We start from the raw sequence: 16,449 nt of genomic DNA, 5'->3' as shown, positions 1-16,449 counted from the left end.
ACACCCGCCATGCGCAGCGACAGCTACTACATGCACCGTGCCCTCGACCAGGCCCGCGCCGCCCAGGCCGCCGGCGAGGTGCCGGTGGGCGCGGTGGTGGTCGATGCGGCGGGGGCGATCGTCGGGCGCGGCTTCAATGCGCCGGTCGGTGGCCACGATCCCAGCGCGCATGCCGAGATCCGTGCGCTGCGCGACGCCGCCGGGCGGCTCGCCAATTACCGGCTGGACGGCTGCACGCTCTACGTGACCCTCGAGCCGTGCATGATGTGCGCCGGGGCGATCATCCACGCGCGCCTGGCGCGGGTCGTCTACGCCGCCGCCGAGCCGCGTACCGGAATGGTCGAGTCGCGGGCCAATCTGTTCGCCCAGCCGTGGTTCAACCATCGCGTGACGGTGGAGGGCGGGCTGTTGGCGGTACAGGCGCGCCGCCTGTTGCAGGCGTTCTTCGCCGAGCGCCGTGAGGCCGCGGGGCTGGCTGGTGATGACCACGTAGAGGCGCGGTTCGCGGGCGCAGATGGCCAGCGAGACGCGGACCCCGAGCGCCCGGGGTAACGCGGTTACTGCTGGCGGTGGCTGAGTCGTTTTCGGGCAGTCGATACCGGATCGCGGCCGTGGCGTTGGCCGCGTGCCCGGCGCGTTCACAAAACCGGCGGCACCACGTCGAACAGGCCGCCGTCGTCCGCGCCGGGTTCGCGTTGATTGAGCTGGAAGAACTGCTGCTGGCTGCGTTCGATGTAGTTGAGGATCTCGTAGTAGCGGCGAATGTTGCGCACGTAGATCACCGGTTCGCCGCCGCGGGCATAGCCATAGCGCACCTGCGAATACCATTTGCGCTTTTGCAGCAGCGGCAGGGCCTCGCGCACGTCGGCCCAGGCGTAGGGATCGCCGCCACGCATCTCGGCGATCTTCTGGGCGTCGTAGAGATGGCCGAGACCGACGTTGTAAGCGGCCAGCGCCATCCAGGTGCGGTCCGGCTCCTCGATCTCCTCCGGCAGGCGCTGCTTGACGCTCTTCAGGTAGCGCGCCCCGCCGTCGATGCTCTGCGCCGGGTCGAGCCGGTTGGTCACGCCCACCTGCTCGGCGGTCGACTGGGTGAGCATCATCAGCCCGCGTACCCCGGTCGGCGAGGTCGCCTCGGGCTTCCAGTGCGATTCCTGATAGCCCAGCGCGGCAAGCAGCTTCCAGTCGAAGCCGGTCTTGCGGGCGGCGGCGAGGAACTCATCCTTGTAGGTGTCCAGGCGCGCATTGGCCTGCTGGATGAAGGTCCGCGCGCCAACGTATTCCAGATAATCGTCCTGGCCGAAATAGCGCGCGCTGAGCGCGGCGAGCGTACCGTCGGCCTGCATCTCGTCCAGGAAGCGGTTGACGCGCTGCAGCAGACCCAGCCCCCGATCGGCGGGCAGCGCCCAGGCCAGGCTCAGCGGATCGCCGAGCAAGAAGCCGTTCTCGACGCCGGGGAAGAACAACCGGTTGAGCTTGAACTGGTGCGCGTAGATCACCGCCACGTCGAGCTCGCCGTTCTCGACCAGGCTGAGCAGATCGGCGACCTCGATGTCGGCCGACTCCTTCCAGCTCACCCCGGGCAGCGAGTCCTGCTGCAGCTCGCGCAGCACCAGGCCGGCGCCGGAGCCCTTGATCACGCCGATCGAACGGTCCAGCAGCTTGCCGGGTTCGTCGACCGGCGGCAACCCGCGGCGATACACCACCAGCGGCTGCAGGGTCATGATCGCGCGGCTGAAGTGGATGCCGGGCAGGGTCGGGTCGAGCGGCAGCGCCGCGGCGCCCAGGTCGGCCTTGCCGCTGCGCACGGCGTCGAGCACGTCGTCGATATTGCCATCGCTGTCCAGCGACAGGCTGACGCCGAGCCGCTCGGCGAAGCGCCTGACCAACTCGAACTCGAAGCCGGTTGGCCCCTGGCGGCCTTGGTAGTAGGTGGTCGGGGTGTTGCGGGTATCCACCTGCAGAAAATCGCGGGCGCGAATGGCATCGAGCAGCGGAGCCTCGGGCGGCGGGTTCAGTACCGGCCAGCCAAGCAGCACAAGGCCTGTCATGCTGAGCCCCAATCGACGCGGGTGGCGGGCGAAAGCCTGAAGCATGCGGTGCCGTCGGTAACAGTGGACGCCTCACCATACCCGGGGGCCTCGAGACTGTCACCTGAGGCCATTCCACGGATTTCTCGAAGCAACGGCTTTTTAGTATCATGGACGATTCAATCGCCGCCCGCGGCACCCATTCTTCGGCTTTCACAGAGGCTTCTTTCGACATGCTCGAACTGAGAGGCGCGCCCGCCCTTTCCGCTTTCCGTCATGCCAAGCTGCTGGCCACGCTGCGTGCCCGGGTTCCCGAGATCGAGACGCTGCACGCCGACTACGTGCACTTCGTGGACCACGACGGCGACTGGGCTTCCGGTGAACGCGCCGTGCTCGACAGCCTGTTGGCCTACGGCGCCCGCGAAGAGGCTCCGGCCGCGCGCGAAGGTCACCTGTTCCTGGTGGTGCCGCGACTCGGCACGCTGTCGCCGTGGTCGTCCAAGGCCACCGACATCGCCCACAATTGCGGCCTGAACCGGGTCCGGCGCATCGAACGGGGCATCGCCTACCGGGTGACTCTCGACGGCGTGCTCAGCGAGGCGGCCTTCGAGGCGATCATCGCCACCCTGCACGACCGCATGACCGAATCGGTGCTCGCCAACTCAAGCGACGCGGCCAAGCTGTTCGCGCAGCGCGCGCCGGCGCCGCTCGCCCAGGTCGACGTGCTCGGCAGCGGGCGCGCCGCGCTGGAGGCCGCCAACGGCGAGCTGGGCCTGGCGCTGGCCGACGATGAGATCGACTACCTGCACCAGGCATTCGTCGAGCTCGAGCGCAATCCCAGCGATGTCGAGCTGATGATGTTCGCCCAGGCCAACTCCGAGCACTGCCGGCACAAGATTTTCAACGCCGACTGGCTGATCGACGGCGAGGCGCAGCCGCGCTCGCTGTTCCAGATGATCAAGAACACCCACGAGCAATCCGGCGACGACGTGCTCTCGGCCTACAGCGACAACGCCGCGGTGATTCGCGGCAGCCGGGCCGGGCGTTTCTTCGCCGCGCCGCTGCTATTTAACGCGCCCGAAGCCGCGCGAATTAACGCGCCCGAAGCCGCGCGAATTAACGCGCCCGAAGCCGCGCGAATTAACGCGCCCGAAGCCGCGCGAATTAACGCGTCCGAAGCCGCGCGAATTAACGCGTCCGAAGCCGCGCGAACGGCGAACGTCAACGCGCCCGAAGCGGCGCGATACGCCACGCATCAGGAACCCATCCATATCCTGATGAAGGTCGAGACCCACAATCACCCGACCGCGATCGCCCCGCATCCCGGTGCGGCGACCGGCTCGGGCGGCGAGATCCGCGACGAGGGCGCGACCGGCGTCGGCGGCAAGCCCAAGGCCGGGCTGACCGGCTTCGCGGTGTCCAACCTGCGCATCCCCGAGTTCGTCCAGCCCTGGGAAGCCTTCGACTACGGCAAGCCCGAACGCATCCAGAGCGCGCTTCAGATCATGCTCGAGGCGCCGATCGGCGGGGCGGCCTTCAACAACGAGTTCGGCCGCCCCAACCTCGCCGGTTATTTCCGCAGCTACGAGCAGGACGCGGTGGGCGTCGACGGCATCGAGCGGCGCGGCTACCACAAGCCGGTGATGCTGGCCGGCGGCTACGGCAACATCCGCGAGGGCCACGTCGCCAAGCGCGAGATACCCATCGGCGCCAAGCTGATCGTGATGGGCGGCCCGGCGATGCTGATCGGGCTCGGCGGCGGGGCGGCCTCGAGCATGGCGTCCGGTACCTCGAGCGAGGATCTCGATTTCGCCTCGGTGCAACGCGGCAACCCCGAGATGGAGCGCCGCGCCCAGGAGGTCATCGACCGTTGCTGGGCGCTGGGCGATGAAAATCCCATCCGCTTCATCCACGACGTCGGCGCCGGCGGGCTGTCCAACGCCCTGCCCGAGCTGGTCAAGGACGGCGGGCGTGGCGGGCGCTTCGAGCTGCGCGACGTGCCCAACGCCGAGCCGGGCATGAGCCCGCTGGAGATCTGGTGCAACGAGGCCCAGGAGCGCTACGTGCTGGCGGTGGCGGCCGACGATCTGGCCACCTTCGAGGCGCTGTGCGCGCGCGAGCGCTGCCCCTACGCGGTGGTCGGCGAGGCCGTCGAGGCGCATCACCTGGCCGTGCACGACGATCACTTCGACAGCACACCGATCGATCTGCCGATGAGCGTGCTGTTCGGCAAGCCGCCCAGGATGCAGCGCGAGTTCACGCGCCAGGCGCGGCCGATGCCGGGCGCCGATTTCGACAATCTCGACCTGCGCGAGGCCCTCGATCGGGTGCTGCGCCTGCCGGCGGTGGCCTCGAAGAGTTTTTTGATCACCATCGGCGATCGTTCGATCACCGGCCAGGTCGCCCGCGATCAGATGGTCGGCCCGTGGCAGGTGCCGGTGGCCGACGTGGCGGTGACTACCGCCAGTTACGACACCCACGCCGGCGAGGCCATGGCGATGGGCGAGCGAGCGCCGGTGGCGCTGATCGACCCGGCGGCCAGCGCCCGGCTGGCGGTCGCCGAGACGGTCACCAATCTTGCCGCGGCGCCCATCGCCACGCTCGGCGACGTCAAGCTTTCCGCCAACTGGATGAGCGCCGCCGATCACCCCGGCGAGAACCAGGCGCTGTATGACGCCGTGCACGCGGTGGGCATGGAACTCTGCCCTCAGCTTGGCATCGCCATTCCGGTGGGCAAGGACTCGATGTCGATGCGCACCGCCTGGCAGGCGGGCGAGGGCGACGACGCCGAGGACAAGGCGATCACCGCGCCGCTGACCCTCAACGTCACCGGTTTTGCGCCGGTCACCGACGCGCTCGCCACGCTGACGCCGCAGTTGCGCCTCGACCGCGACGAGAGCGATCTGATCCTGATCGACCTGGGCGGCGGCCGGAATCGCCTGGGCGGCTCGGCGTTGGCCCAGGTCTACGGCCAGGTCGGCGACGTCTGCCCGGATCTCGACGAGGCCGAGGATCTTGCAGCGTTCTTCGCCGTGATCCAGGGCCTCAATGCCGACGGCAAGCTGCTCGCCTACCACGATCGCAGCGACGGCGGGTTGCTGGTGACGCTGCTGGAAATGGCTTTCGCCGGCCGCGGCGGGCTCGAGATCAAGCTCGACTGGCTGGTCGACGACGCCTTCGAGGCGGCCGGCGCGCTGTTCGCCGAGGAGCTCGGCGCGGTGATCCAGGTCGATCGCCAGGACACCGAGTTCGTGCTCGCCCAGTTCGCCGCGGCGGGCATCGGCACCTGCGGCGTCATCGCCCGGCCACGCTACGACGATCAGGTGCGCGTGACGCTGTTCGAGGAGCCGCTGCTCGAGACCACCCGGGCGCTGACCCAGCGCACCTGGGCCGAGACCAGCTATCGCCTGCAGGCGCTGCGCGACAACCCGGAGTGCGCCAAGGCCGAGTTCGACGATCTGCTCGACCTGCGCGACCCGGGGCTGTCCGCTTCGCCGAGCTTCGACGTCGACGAGGACATCGCCGCGCCGTTCGTCAACGCGACCCGCCCGCGCATGGCGATCCTGCGCGAGCAGGGCGTCAACGGCCAGCTGGAGATGGCCGCGGCCTTCGACAAGGCCGGCTTCGAGGCCATCGACGTGCACATGAGCGACATTCTCGAAGGCCGCGTGAGCCTCGACGCGTTCAAGGGGCTGGTCGCCTGCGGCGGCTTCTCCTACGGCGACGTGCTCGGCGCCGGCGGCGGTTGGGCCAAGTCGGCGCTGTTCAACGCCCGCGCTCGCGAGCAGTTCGCGGCGTTCTTCGCGCGCGACGACAGTTTCGCGCTGGGCGTGTGCAACGGCTGCCAGATGTTCTCGCAGCTCAAGGAACTGATTCCCGGCGCCGACAACTGGCCGCGCTTCGTGCGCAACGAGTCCGAGCAGTTCGAGGCGCGGGTGTCGATGGTCCAGGTCGAGCAGAGCCCATCGATCCTGCTCGCCGGCATGGAGGGCTCGCGGCTGCCGATCGCCGTGGCCCACGGCGAGGGGCGCGCCGAGTTCCGCGACGCCGGCCATCTGCGCGCCATGCAGGGCAGCGAGCAGATCGCGCTGCGCTACGTCGACAACTACGGCCAGGTGACCACCCGCTATCCGGCCAACCCCAACGGCTCGCCGTCCGGGGTGACCGGGCTGACCACGCCGGACGGGCGCGTCACCATCATGATGCCGCACCCCGAGCGGGTGGCCCGCGCCGTCACCAACTCCTGGCGGCCGGCCGAATGGACTCGCGACGGCGCCTGGCTGCGACTGTTCCGCAACGCCCGGGTCTGGCTCGGCTGAACGCCACCGGAAGTTGCCATCCAGCGGACTTGCCACTCGGCAAGCCCGTTTGCGTACTTACTCGGGCCGTACCGCGGTGTAGAAAAAGCGTACGCTCGGCTGGCCATTCAGCAGCGGCGCGCTGCCTTCCTTGAACGGCGCGTAGTGGGGCATCTGCTGGTGATGTTCGTAGGCGGCGCGATCGCGGTAGACCTCGTGCAGCACGACCAGCTCCTCGCTGCCTTCCGGGGTCAGCACGTCGAAGGCCAGGCAACCCTCCTCGTTGGTCAGCGACTCGCTGGCGTCGTTGTGGGCCAGCGCCAGGAAAGTCGGCACCTGGCCCGGTTTGATCTGAAATTCGGCGATGACCACGAAGTAAGTGGTGTTGGCCATGACACTCTCCTTGTCGGTGAAACCGAAGGATCCCCCGCCGTAGCGTTCCGGCGCGGGTCAGTCTTGCGAATCCGGCGCGGGCCGCGGTGAGGCGTCGTCGATGCCCAGCTTTTCCTCGAGATCGGCCAGAATGTGGCGGAAGTTCTCGATCAACTGATCATAGCGGCCGAAGTCGTGGCCGCAATTGTCGCAGAACACGTAGTACTGGCCTTCGCGGCCCGGCGGAAAACGCTTCTCGCGGCTGCCGCATTCGGGACCTGTCGGTGCTTGCATGGGAAGGCTCCTCGTTGTTGCGATGTGCGATGGAAGGACGGCAACATCCTGTCGCCCTAAAAGACTACTTCTGGGCACAACGCCGGAATTCAAAGGGTGCCAAGCGTGACGGTCTGCCAGGATTCGCCGACGAAGCTGCGGGCCCGCGGCCGGGTGCTGGTGCTGGCCGACGTGCGCGAACTGGTCGAGCAGAATCACGCCAAGTACCGGGCTTATGGGCTCGAGGCGGACATCTTCAGCGCCGGGCTGGGGCGCAAGCAGGCCGCGCGCCAGGTGGTGTTCGGTTCGGTGCAGTCGGTGGTGCGCAATCTGGAGGCTTTTGCCGGCGGGCCCGCCGATGACGCCAGCTATCGCCGGGCGATCGAGCGGCTCAGGCAGGCCCCCCACGCGGGTCGATGCCAGCGTCGAGCGTTATGACTTCTCGCGATTGGCACCGAACAGCCGCGGGGTGTTCGCCGAAGACGACCTCAATAGAATCGTGCGCGGGCATCGCGCCACGCCGGTGATCGTCGGTCGCGGGCTGCGTCTGGCGCCCGGCATCGGTTGAACACCAGCGTGCTGGAGGGCATGAGCAACTGAATCAAGGTCATCAAGCGAATGGCCTACGGGTGGGGCGCCACTGGCAGGTTCGCGAGAAGCTGTTCGACTACGTGGGGCGCTATGGCAAGACGGACGGCGCCGGGTCGGCGTACTGAACGAGGCTATTTCGGATGCTTGACGCGCTCCGGGCTTGATAGACTAGCGGCTTTGGTTTCGACGACCTTCGAAGCTATCGAAGCTATCGACAACCCCAGCAGCAGCCGAGGCCCCGCCGATCGTGAGCGAAACGCCGGACAGTGTCGCAGCGCCCGAGCAGGCCGCCGTTCAGCAAGCGGCGGCGGTGCTGGCACGGTTGCACGACCAGCCGATTACCGAGCTGCCGGAGGATCTGTACATTCCGCCCGAGGCGCTGCGGGTGTTCCTCGAGACCTTCGAGGGGCCGCTCGATCTGCTGCTCTATCTGATCCGGCGCCAGAATCTGGATATCCTGGCCATCGACGTGGCGGCAATTACCCACCAGTACATCGAATACGTCGAACTGATGAAGGCGCTGGAGATCGACCTGGCCGGCGAGTACCTGCTGATGGCGGCGATGCTCGCCGAGATCAAGTCGCGGACCCTGCTGCCGCGTCCGCCCAAGGGCGATGACGAGGACGACGAGGAGGATCCGCGCGCCGAGCTGATCCGCCGGCTGCAGGAGTACGAACGCCTGAAGCTCGCCGCCGAAGGCCTCGACGAACTGCCGCGCCTGGGCCGCGACTGGTTCGGCGCCCAGGCCGGCCTGCCAGCGCTCGAGACCCGCGTGGTCCACCCCGAGGTTGGGCTCGACGAGCTGCTGCAGGCGCTGTCGGGGATTCTCAAGCGCGCCGAGCTCAATCAGGCGCACACCATCAGCCGCGAGGTGCTCTCCACCCGCGAGCGCATGCTGATCATCATGGAGCGCCTGAATCACGAGGGGTTCACGCCCTTCGAGTCGCTGTTCAGCCTCGAGGAGGGGCGGGCGGGGGTCGTGGTGACGTTCATGGCGATTCTCGAGCTGGCCAAGGAGGCGATGATCGAGATCGTCCAGAACGTGCCGCTGTCGCCGATTCACGTGCGCGCCCGCCAGCCCGTCGACGCCGACGAGGCCTTGGCAAACGATGACCGAACCAGCGAAGGCGGCGAGAGCGCCTTCGAGGAGGAAGAGGCGTGAACCGGGAAGCGAGTGGCATTACGCTCAGCACGCGACTCGACGAAATTCTCGAGGCGGCCCTGCTGGCGGCCGGCGAACCGCTGTCGCTGGAGCGTATCGAGGCGCTGTTCGACGAACACGAGCGCCCGGCACGACGCGACTTGCGCGATTCGCTGAGCGAGCTGGGCGCGCGACTGGAAAGCACAGCGCTGGAGCTGATCGAGTCGGCCTCGGGCTATCAGGTACGCATCCGCCAACGGCTGTCGCCGTGGGTCTCGCGGCTGTGGGACGAACGTCCGCAGCGCTACTCCCGGGCGCTGCTCGAGACGCTGGCGCTGATCGCCTACCGTCAACCGGTGACGCGTGGCGATATCGAGGAGGTGCGCGGCGTGGCGGTGAGCGGCTCGATCATGCGCACCCTCAGCGAGCGCGGCTGGATTCGCGTGGTCGGCCAGCGCGACGTGCCGGGTCGGCCGTCGGTATTCGCCACCACTCGCCAGTTCCTCGACGACTTCGGCCTCAAGACCCTCGACGCGCTGCCGCCGATGCACGAATTGCAGGGCATCGATCTCGGCGAGCCGGGCTACACTGACCCCGAGTCGCGGGACGACGCTGAGATGGCCGATGCGCCCGAAACGACGACCTCGGAGACATCCGCGGCTCCGGTGCCGCAGGAAGAGACGACACGGGACGACCGGGCAGGGCACGACGCGACGGACGACATGCCGCGCTTTACACCCCTCGAAACCACCACGCCGGCCGGGACGGCCGACGATACCCACGCCGGGAAGGCGTCACGCCGGCCGGGACTGAGCTTCGCCGATCTCGAAGCGCGCCTGGCCGAACGCGCCCGCCAGCAACGGAGCGCCGACGACGCAGACGATGGCGTCGATGACGGCGATTCAGGCGGCGCGGACCATTCAACCGATGAGACACCCTCAGACTCATGAACAGTTCCAGCAACTCCAGTAGCTCTAGTAAAAACAGCAACACCGAAAAGCTCCAGAAGGTTCTTGCCCGCGCCGGGCTGGGTTCGCGCCGCGAGATGGAAGCCGCGATCAGCGACGGCCGGGTCAAGGTCAACGGCGAGGTGGCCAAGCTCGGCGATCGCATCGCAAGCCGCGATCGGGTCGCCTTCGACGACCGGCTGGTCACGCTGCGCGACGACGCCGAGGTGTCGCGCCGGGTGATCATGTACAACAAGCCCGAGGGCGAGCTGTGCACGCGCAAGGACCCCGAGGGCCGACGCACCGTCTTCGAGCGCCTGCCGCGGCTCAAGGGCGAGCGCTGGATCGCCATCGGCCGGCTCGACATCAACACCAGCGGCCTGCTGCTGTTCACCACCGACGGCGAGCTGGCCAACCGGCTGATGCACCCCTCGACCCAGGTCGAGCGCGAATACGCGGTGCGGGTGATGGGCCAGGTCGAGCGCGAGCACGTCGTGGCGATGGTCGAGGGGGTGATGCTCGAGGATGGCCCGGCGCGCTTCAGCGACGTCCAGGAGTTCGGCGGCGAGGGCATCAACACCTGGTTCCATGTGGTGATCATGGAGGGCCGCAACCGCGAGGTGCGCCGGCTGTGGGAGTCGCAGGGCCTGACCGTCAGCCGGCTCAAGCGCGTGCGCTACGGCAACATCTTTCTCGACAAGCGGGCCAAGGCCGGCGAGTGGACCGAACTCACCCAGGGCGAGATCGACGACCTGTCCACGCTCGCCGGTCTCGCCCCGCGCAAGGTGCCGGGCCTGACCCCCGACGAGCAGAATCGCTGGAGCCGCGACAAGAACAAGCGCCGCCCGGTACGCGCGATGCGCAAGCCCAAGGGCTCGCGTTAAGCGCTGATTCGTCGACAAAAAGGTATTGCCAGGAGAGGGCGCTGCCGGTAATATGTGCGCCCTGTCGGGAGGGTCGTTAGCTCAGTTGGTAGAGCAGTTGGCTTTTAACCAATTGGTCGTAGGTTCGAATCCTACACGACCCACCATTCTCGACGGACCCGGCGGCGGGTCGTTAGCTCAGTTGGTAGAGCAGTTGGCTTTTAACCAATTGGTCGTAGGTTCGAATCCTACACGACCCACCACTCCGCCGAACGTCGCTCTCGCGAGGGCGCGTTGCGGGTCGTTAGCTCAGTTGGTAGAGCAGTTGGCTTTTAACCAATTGGTCGTAGGTTCGAATCCTACACGACCCACCAGATTGCGATTCGACGCCCTCGTAGCCTTGCTGCGGGGGCGTTTTGCTGTGTCGGGCCGCCGGAAACCTGGCGGTCGCGAGATTGTCCAAGGCAGTATGAGGTAACGACGGGCTGGGCAGCGCGCAAGGTGCGCAGTACCATGCTCGTCAGGTGCGCCGCGATCGAAGCGATCGATCGCCGGCGCTTCGAGCCACGCAGGGGGGGCCCCTGCCTGTCACAGTGGTAGACACGATGACAATCATGACTTCCCGCGCCCTGGTGCAAGAGCACCTGGCTCGCGCCTATTGCCCGACGCGGATCCCCGCCGAGGACGAGGCGCGCATCGACGAGATCAAGCGCCTGCTCGAAGCCCGCAACGCGGTGCTCGTCGCCCACTACTACACCGACGACGCGATCCAGCAACTGGCCGAGGAGACCGGCGGCTGCGTGGCGGATTCGCTGGAGATGGCGCGCTTCGGCGCCCGTCACGAGGCCGCGACGCTGGTGGTCGCCGGGGTGCGCTTCATGGGCGAGACGGCGAAGATCCTGTCGCCCGAGAAGCGCGTGCTGATGCCCACTCTAGAAGCCACCTGCTCGCTGGACATCGGTTGTCCGGCCGACGCGTTCGCGGCGTTCTGCGATCAGCACCCGGAGCGCACGGTGGTGGTCTATGCCAACACCTCGGCGGCGGTCAAGGCGCGCGCCGACTGGGTGGTGACCTCGTCGATCGCCGTCGACGTGATCGAGCACCTGCAGGCCAGGGGCGAGAAGATCCTGTGGGCCCCCGACAAGCACCTGGGCGGCTACATCCAGCAGAAGACCGGCGCCGACATGCTGCTGTGGGACGGCGCCTGCATCGTCCACGACGAGTTCAAGGCCAAGGGCATCAACGACCTCAAGGCGCTCTATCCGGACGCCGCGGTGCTGGTGCATCCGGAGTCGCCGGCGCCGGTGGTCGAGATCGCCGACGTGGTGGGGTCCACCTCGCAGCTGATCAACGCCGCCCGCGAATTGCCCCACCAGCGCCTGATCGTCGCCACCGACCGCGGCATCTTCTTCAAGATGCAGCAGGCGGTGCCCGGCAAGACGCTGTTCGAGGCGCCCACCGCCGGCAACGGCGCGACCTGCAGGAGCTGCGCGCACTGCCCGTGGATGGCGATGAACGCGCTGGACAACCTGGCCGGCGCGCTGCGCGACTACAGCGGCGAGGTGTTCGTCGACGACGCGCTGCGCCTTGAGGCGCTCAAGCCGCTGGAGCGGATGCTCAACTTTCAGCGTTAAGGGCGGAGAGGGCTCAGCCCTTCCCGACCCCTATCTAACACTGGTTTGGATGGCCACTGGCGCATGGGCTGAAGGTTTTATCACGCCCCTTGCGTCGTTCCGCGGCGGCTGCGCAGTCGCGCCCCGATGCGCGCGCCCAGGTAGAGCATGCACGGCGTCAGCAGCAGCGTCAGGCCGGTGGCGAAGCTCAGCCCGCCGGCGATCGCGCTGGACAGCTGGGTCCACCACTGGGTCGAGGGCGCGCCGAAACCCAGGATCGGCGAGAGTAGATCGACATTGACGCTCAGCACCATCGGCATCAGCCCTAGCACCGTGGTGATGGCGGTCAACAGCACCGGCCGCAGACGCCGGCTGCCGGCTTCGAGCGCGGCGTTGAAGGCATCCAGGCCCTCGGCCAGCAACTGATTGTAGGTGTCGATCAGCACGATATTGTTGTTCACCACGATGCCGGCCAGGGCGATGATGCCCATGCCCACCATGACGATGCCGAACGGCTGTGCATTGAGCAGCAGGCCGAGCAGCACCCCGGCGGTGGAAAAGACGATTGCCGAGAGCACCAAGCCCGCCTGGTAGAGGCTGTTGAACTGAGTGACCAGGATGATCGACATCATGAAGATCGCCACGCCGAAGGCTATGCCCAGGAAGCGGCTGGTCTCGGCCTGGTCTTGCTGCTCGCCGGCGAAGCTGTAGCGGACCCCCTCGGGGAGCGAATCGAGCGCGCCGCTCAGCGCGCGCAGGCGCTCGTCGATCTGCCGGCCGGGGGCGACGTCGGCTTTCAGGGTCAGTGCGCGCCGTCCGTTGACGCGATGCAGGGTGCCGACCTTGGGCGCCGGCTCGAGGCGCACGAACTGGCTGATCGGCACCTGGCCGCGCGCGGTGGTGACGGTCAAGCGGCGCAGCTGGTCGAGACTACGCCAGGCCCCGGGTAGGCGCACCCGGATGTCGACCTCGTCGTCGGCGTCGGGCGGGCGATAGGTGGCGAGTTGCAGGCCGTTGGTGACCAGTTGCACCGCGCTGCCGACGGTGGTGACATCCGCGTCGAAGCGGGCTGCCGCCTCGCGATCGACTTGTAGCCGCCACTCGACCCCGGGCAGGCTGCGATTGTCCTCGATGTCGCGGAAGCCGTCGAGTTCGTTCATCGCCGCGCGCAACTGCTCGATCGCGGGTTCGATCGCTGCCGGCTGGCGCGCGGTGAGTTCGATCTGGATCGGCTTGCCGCCGGTCGGGCCCTGCTCCTGTTCGCGGAATTCCAGGCGCACGCCGGGCAGGTCGACGGTGCGCTCGGCCATCTCGGCAAGGATCCGGCGCGCCGGACGGCGCTGGTTCCAGTCGATCAACTGGAAGGTCAACTGGCCGATCACGTCGGCGCCGAGCTGGCCGTCGGGGACCGCGAAAGAACGTGCGTAGAGCGCCTTGATCTCGGCCATTCCGGCGACGCGGCGTTCGACGCGCCGGACCACGGCATCCTTTTCGGCGACCGACAGGTCACCGCGCGCATGGACCAGAATCTGGGCACTGTCGGGTTCCACCGAGGGGAAGAACTCGACGCCCTGGTTGAAGCGTGCGTAGCCGACGTAGACCAGCGCCATCAGCAGCAGCGTGCCGATGAGCGTCAGTGCCGGGTGACGCAGCAGGCGTGCCAGCACACGGCGGTAGAGCCGGCCGCCGGTGCTGACCCGGAGGCTGCCGGTGGAGCGTTCGCGGCTCAGCAGATGGCCCAGGGTCGGCAGGAACACCAGTGCCATGACCAGCGAGGCGAGCAGGCACAGGATCACCGTGGCCGGCAGGTATTTCATGAATTCGCCGACCACGCCGGGCCAGAACAGCAACGGCATGAACACCGCCAGCGTGGTGGCGGCGGAGGTGATTACCGGCCAGGCCATGCGCCCCGCCGCGCCGGCCCAGGCGGCGCGTGCCGGCTGGCCTGCGACGAGGTTGTGGTCGGCCTGCTCGGCGACCACGATGGCGCCGTCCACCAGCATGCCGGCGACCAGGATCAGCGCGAACAGCACCACGATGTTGAGCGTATAGCCGACCGCCCATATCAGCAGGATGCCGATCAGGAAGGCGCCGGGGATGGTCAGCCCGACGAGCAGCGCCGAGCGCAACCCCATGGTCGCCAGGATCACGATCAGCACCAGCACCACCGCGGTCAGCACATTGTTGAGCAGGTCGTTGAGCAAGCGCTCGACGGTAGTCGACTCGTCCATGATGATGCGCACGTCGAGGGTCTCGGGCAACTGCGGCCCGGCCTCGGCGAGCAGCGCCTTGACCGCGTCGATGGTGGCGATGATATTGGCGCCGGTGCGCTTGGAGATTTCCAGCACCATCGCCGGCTGGCCGTCGATGCGCGCGTAGCCGGCGGGGTCCTTGAAGGTGCGGTTAATGGTCGCGACGTCGCCGAAGGTGACCACCCGGTCGCCGTCGACCTTGATCGGCATGCCGAGCAGGTCGTCGAGGTTTTCGATCACCCCGGGCACCTTGATCGCCAGACGACCGGCGCCGTTGTCGATGCTGCCCGCGGCGACCAGCTGGTTGTTGCGCGAGACCAGATTGAGCAAGGTGTCGAAGTCGATGCCGTAGCTGTCGAGGATCAGCGGGTCGACGACGATCTCCATCAGGCGTTCGCGCTCGCCGGCGATGTCGACCTCGAGTACCTGAGGGATGCTCTCGATGGCGTCCTTAAGGCCGCGTGCCGCGGTCATCAGCTCGGCGGCCGACAGCGGTCCCGACAGACCCACCGAGAGCACCGGGAAGCGCGATACGTTGACTTCCATGACCCGCGGTTCCTCGGCCTGCTCGGGCAGGGAACTGCGCGCGATATCGACCTTCTCGCGCACGTCGGCCAGCGCCTGGCGGGGATCGAAGCCGGCGTCGAACTCCAGGGTGATCGAGGCGAAGCCCTCGCTGGCCTGGGCGGTCATCTGCTCGATGCCCTCGATGGCGCGCAGTTCCTGCTCCATGGGACGCACCAGCAGGCGCTCGGCATCCTCGGGGCTGACCCCCTCGAGGCTCATCGAGACGTAGATCATGGGAATCGCGACGTCGGGATTGGCTTCCTTGGGAATCGCCTGGTAGGCGAGGCCGCCGGCCAGCAGCAGGAACGCCAGCAGCAGCAGGGTGGTGCGCGAGCGATCCAGCGCGGCATCGATCAGCGCGCGCATCAGCGATCACCCGGGGCGGGTGAGGCGGGTTGGGCCGTGGATCGCTCGGCCGCCACCGCCTCGACGCGCTGCCCGGCTTCGACGAAACCGCCGCCCAGGGTGATCAGGCGCACCGCGTCAGGCAGGCCGCCGACCCAGGCCTGATCGGCATCGGCGCTGATGAGGTCGACTGGCATGAAGCGTACCGTGGCGTCGTCCGAGACGGTCTTGACGCCCATTCGGCCGCGTGCGTCGAGCACCAGCAGGGCCGGCGAGATGCGCTGTGCCGGCCGTTCGGGCAGGGCGATGTCGAGTGTCGCGCTGGCTCCGGCGATGCGCAGGCGCTGCGGGTTGGACACGCGGACCTCGAGCGGGTAGCTGCGAGTGGCGTCCTCGGCGCTGCTGGCGAGGAAGCTGACCTGTCCCTCGAGGATGCGCCCATCGAGCAGCGTGACGGTGACCGGCATGTCTTCGCGGACCTCGTCGGCGCGGCGCTGGGGTAGCCACGCCTTGGCCTTGAGCTGGGCGATATCGACCAGCAGGCCGATCTCCTCGCCGGCTTGCAGATACTCGCCGATGTCGACCTCGAGCCGGTCGAGCACGCCGGCGAAGGGGGCCTCGATCTGCGTGTCGGCGAGCGACTCACGCAACTCGGCAAGCTCGGCACGGCTTTGGGCCAGCGCGCTCTTGAGGCGCAGCAATTCATTGTCGGAGACCAGGTTGCGGCCGCTGAGCTTTTGCCCGCCGGCGAGTTCCGAGCGGCTCAGGGCGAGCTGCGCTTCGGCGCGCTCGATCTGCGCCGGCAGGTCGCCGGGGTCGACCTCCACGAGCTGCGTACCGGCGTCCACCCTGGCGCCCCGGGGCTGCGGCAGGGCGATGACCTCGCCGGCCCGGCGAGCGCGCAGGGTGACCTCCTGACGCGATTCGAGCTGCCCCTGGAGGATGACGTGAGGCGTATACGCCTGGGCCTGGGCGGTCTCGACCTCGACCCGCGGCAGGCTGGATTGAGCGCTCGCTTGCGCCTCGGGGGGCCGCTGGCGAAAGCGCTGCATGTCGCCGAAGGCCAGCCAGACCAATAGCGCCACGCCGAGCAACAGGGCGAGCCATGCAGGGGACAACGAGAATCGCCAACGCATAATAGAAGTAACCATCCCTTG

11 protein-coding genes, 3 tRNA genes and 1 pseudogene are annotated in these 16,449 nt (G+C 67.9%); 10 read left to right on the top strand and 5 right to left on the bottom strand.

The genetic code is table 11. The features are described 5' to 3' along the window. Positions 1-9 precede the first annotated feature (9 nt). Positions 10-552 (top strand): tRNA adenosine(34) deaminase TadA, encoded by a 543-nt coding sequence (gene tadA, locus K7I12_RS03875; protein WP_231663089.1) that lies wholly within the window; start codon positions 10-12, stop codon positions 550-552. Positions 553-638: 86 nt separating this feature from the next. Here tadA and mltF read toward each other — a convergent pair whose 3' ends face one another. Next, complete coding sequence (mltF, locus tag K7I12_RS03870) at positions 639-2,096, bottom strand: membrane-bound lytic murein transglycosylase MltF (protein WP_442908015.1); 1,458 nt, start codon at positions 2,094-2,096, stop codon at positions 639-641. A gap of 167 nt (positions 2,097-2,263) precedes the next feature. Between mltF and purL the strand changes: the two genes are divergently transcribed. Continuing rightward, positions 2,264-6,349 (top strand): phosphoribosylformylglycinamidine synthase, encoded by a 4,086-nt coding sequence (gene purL / locus K7I12_RS03865; protein WP_231663087.1) that lies wholly within the window; start codon positions 2,264-2,266, stop codon positions 6,347-6,349. A gap of 57 nt (positions 6,350-6,406) precedes the next feature. On the opposite strand, the gene K7I12_RS03860 is transcribed toward purL, so the two are convergent. Together K7I12_RS03860 and K7I12_RS03855 are read right to left on the bottom strand one after the other, a co-directional pair. Further along, a complete protein-coding gene (locus K7I12_RS03860) occupies positions 6,407-6,721 on the bottom strand; it encodes a putative quinol monooxygenase (protein ID WP_031382646.1) in 315 nt (104 codons plus the stop codon). Between the two features lie 57 nt (positions 6,722-6,778). After that, positions 6,779-6,994 (bottom strand): hypothetical protein, encoded by a 216-nt coding sequence (locus tag K7I12_RS03855; RefSeq protein ID WP_231663086.1) that lies wholly within the window; start codon positions 6,992-6,994, stop codon positions 6,779-6,781. An 87-nt stretch (positions 6,995-7,081) separates the two neighbouring features. Between K7I12_RS03855 and K7I12_RS03850 the strand changes: the two are divergent. The 8 genes and pseudogenes from K7I12_RS03850 to nadA form a co-directional block, all read left to right on the top strand. Beyond that, positions 7,082-7,511: pseudogene (locus tag K7I12_RS03850) on the top strand (hypothetical protein); the annotation flags it as partial. Between the two features lie 300 nt (positions 7,512-7,811). Then, complete coding sequence (locus tag K7I12_RS03845) at positions 7,812-8,726, top strand: segregation and condensation protein A (protein ID WP_442908014.1); 915 nt, start codon at positions 7,812-7,814, stop codon at positions 8,724-8,726. After that, positions 8,723-9,655, top strand: a complete 933-nt coding sequence (scpB, locus tag K7I12_RS03840) for an SMC-Scp complex subunit ScpB (RefSeq protein WP_231663084.1) — start codon at positions 8,723-8,725, stop codon at positions 9,653-9,655. The genes K7I12_RS03845 and scpB overlap by 4 nt, the downstream gene beginning before the upstream one ends. Then, positions 9,652-10,536, top strand: a complete 885-nt coding sequence (rluB, locus tag K7I12_RS03835; RefSeq protein WP_231663083.1) for a 23S rRNA pseudouridine(2605) synthase RluB — start codon at positions 9,652-9,654, stop codon at positions 10,534-10,536. Before scpB ends, rluB begins: the two co-directional genes overlap by 4 nt. Before the next feature lie 70 nt (positions 10,537-10,606). Beyond that, positions 10,607-10,682, top strand: a tRNA-Lys gene (locus K7I12_RS03830). A 20-nt stretch (positions 10,683-10,702) separates the two neighbouring features. After that, positions 10,703-10,778, top strand: a tRNA-Lys gene (locus K7I12_RS03825). Between the two features lie 35 nt (positions 10,779-10,813). Beyond that, positions 10,814-10,889: transfer RNA gene (locus K7I12_RS03820), tRNA-Lys, on the top strand. 231 nt (positions 10,890-11,120) lie between these two features. Beyond that, positions 11,121-12,149 (top strand): quinolinate synthase NadA, encoded by a 1,029-nt coding sequence (gene nadA, locus K7I12_RS03815; protein ID WP_442908013.1) that lies wholly within the window; start codon positions 11,121-11,123, stop codon positions 12,147-12,149. Positions 12,150-12,229: 80 nt separating this feature from the next. Here nadA and K7I12_RS03810 read toward each other — a convergent pair whose 3' ends face one another. Together K7I12_RS03810 and K7I12_RS03805 are read right to left on the bottom strand one after the other, a co-directional pair. Further along, positions 12,230-15,313, bottom strand: a complete 3,084-nt coding sequence (locus K7I12_RS03810; protein ID WP_231663081.1) for an efflux RND transporter permease subunit — start codon at positions 15,311-15,313, stop codon at positions 12,230-12,232. After that, complete coding sequence (locus tag K7I12_RS03805) at positions 15,313-16,410, bottom strand: efflux RND transporter periplasmic adaptor subunit (RefSeq protein ID WP_231663080.1); 1,098 nt, start codon at positions 16,408-16,410, stop codon at positions 15,313-15,315. The genes K7I12_RS03810 and K7I12_RS03805 overlap by 1 nt, the downstream gene beginning before the upstream one ends. Positions 16,411-16,449 lie beyond the last annotated feature (39 nt).

This window comes from Halomonas sp. IOP_31 (assembly GCF_021151495.1).
Lineage (GTDB): Bacteria > Pseudomonadota > Gammaproteobacteria > Pseudomonadales > Halomonadaceae > Modicisalibacter > Modicisalibacter zincidurans.
The sequence above is the reverse complement of the archived record's forward strand: the minus strand, read 5'-3'. Positions and strand labels throughout refer to the sequence as shown.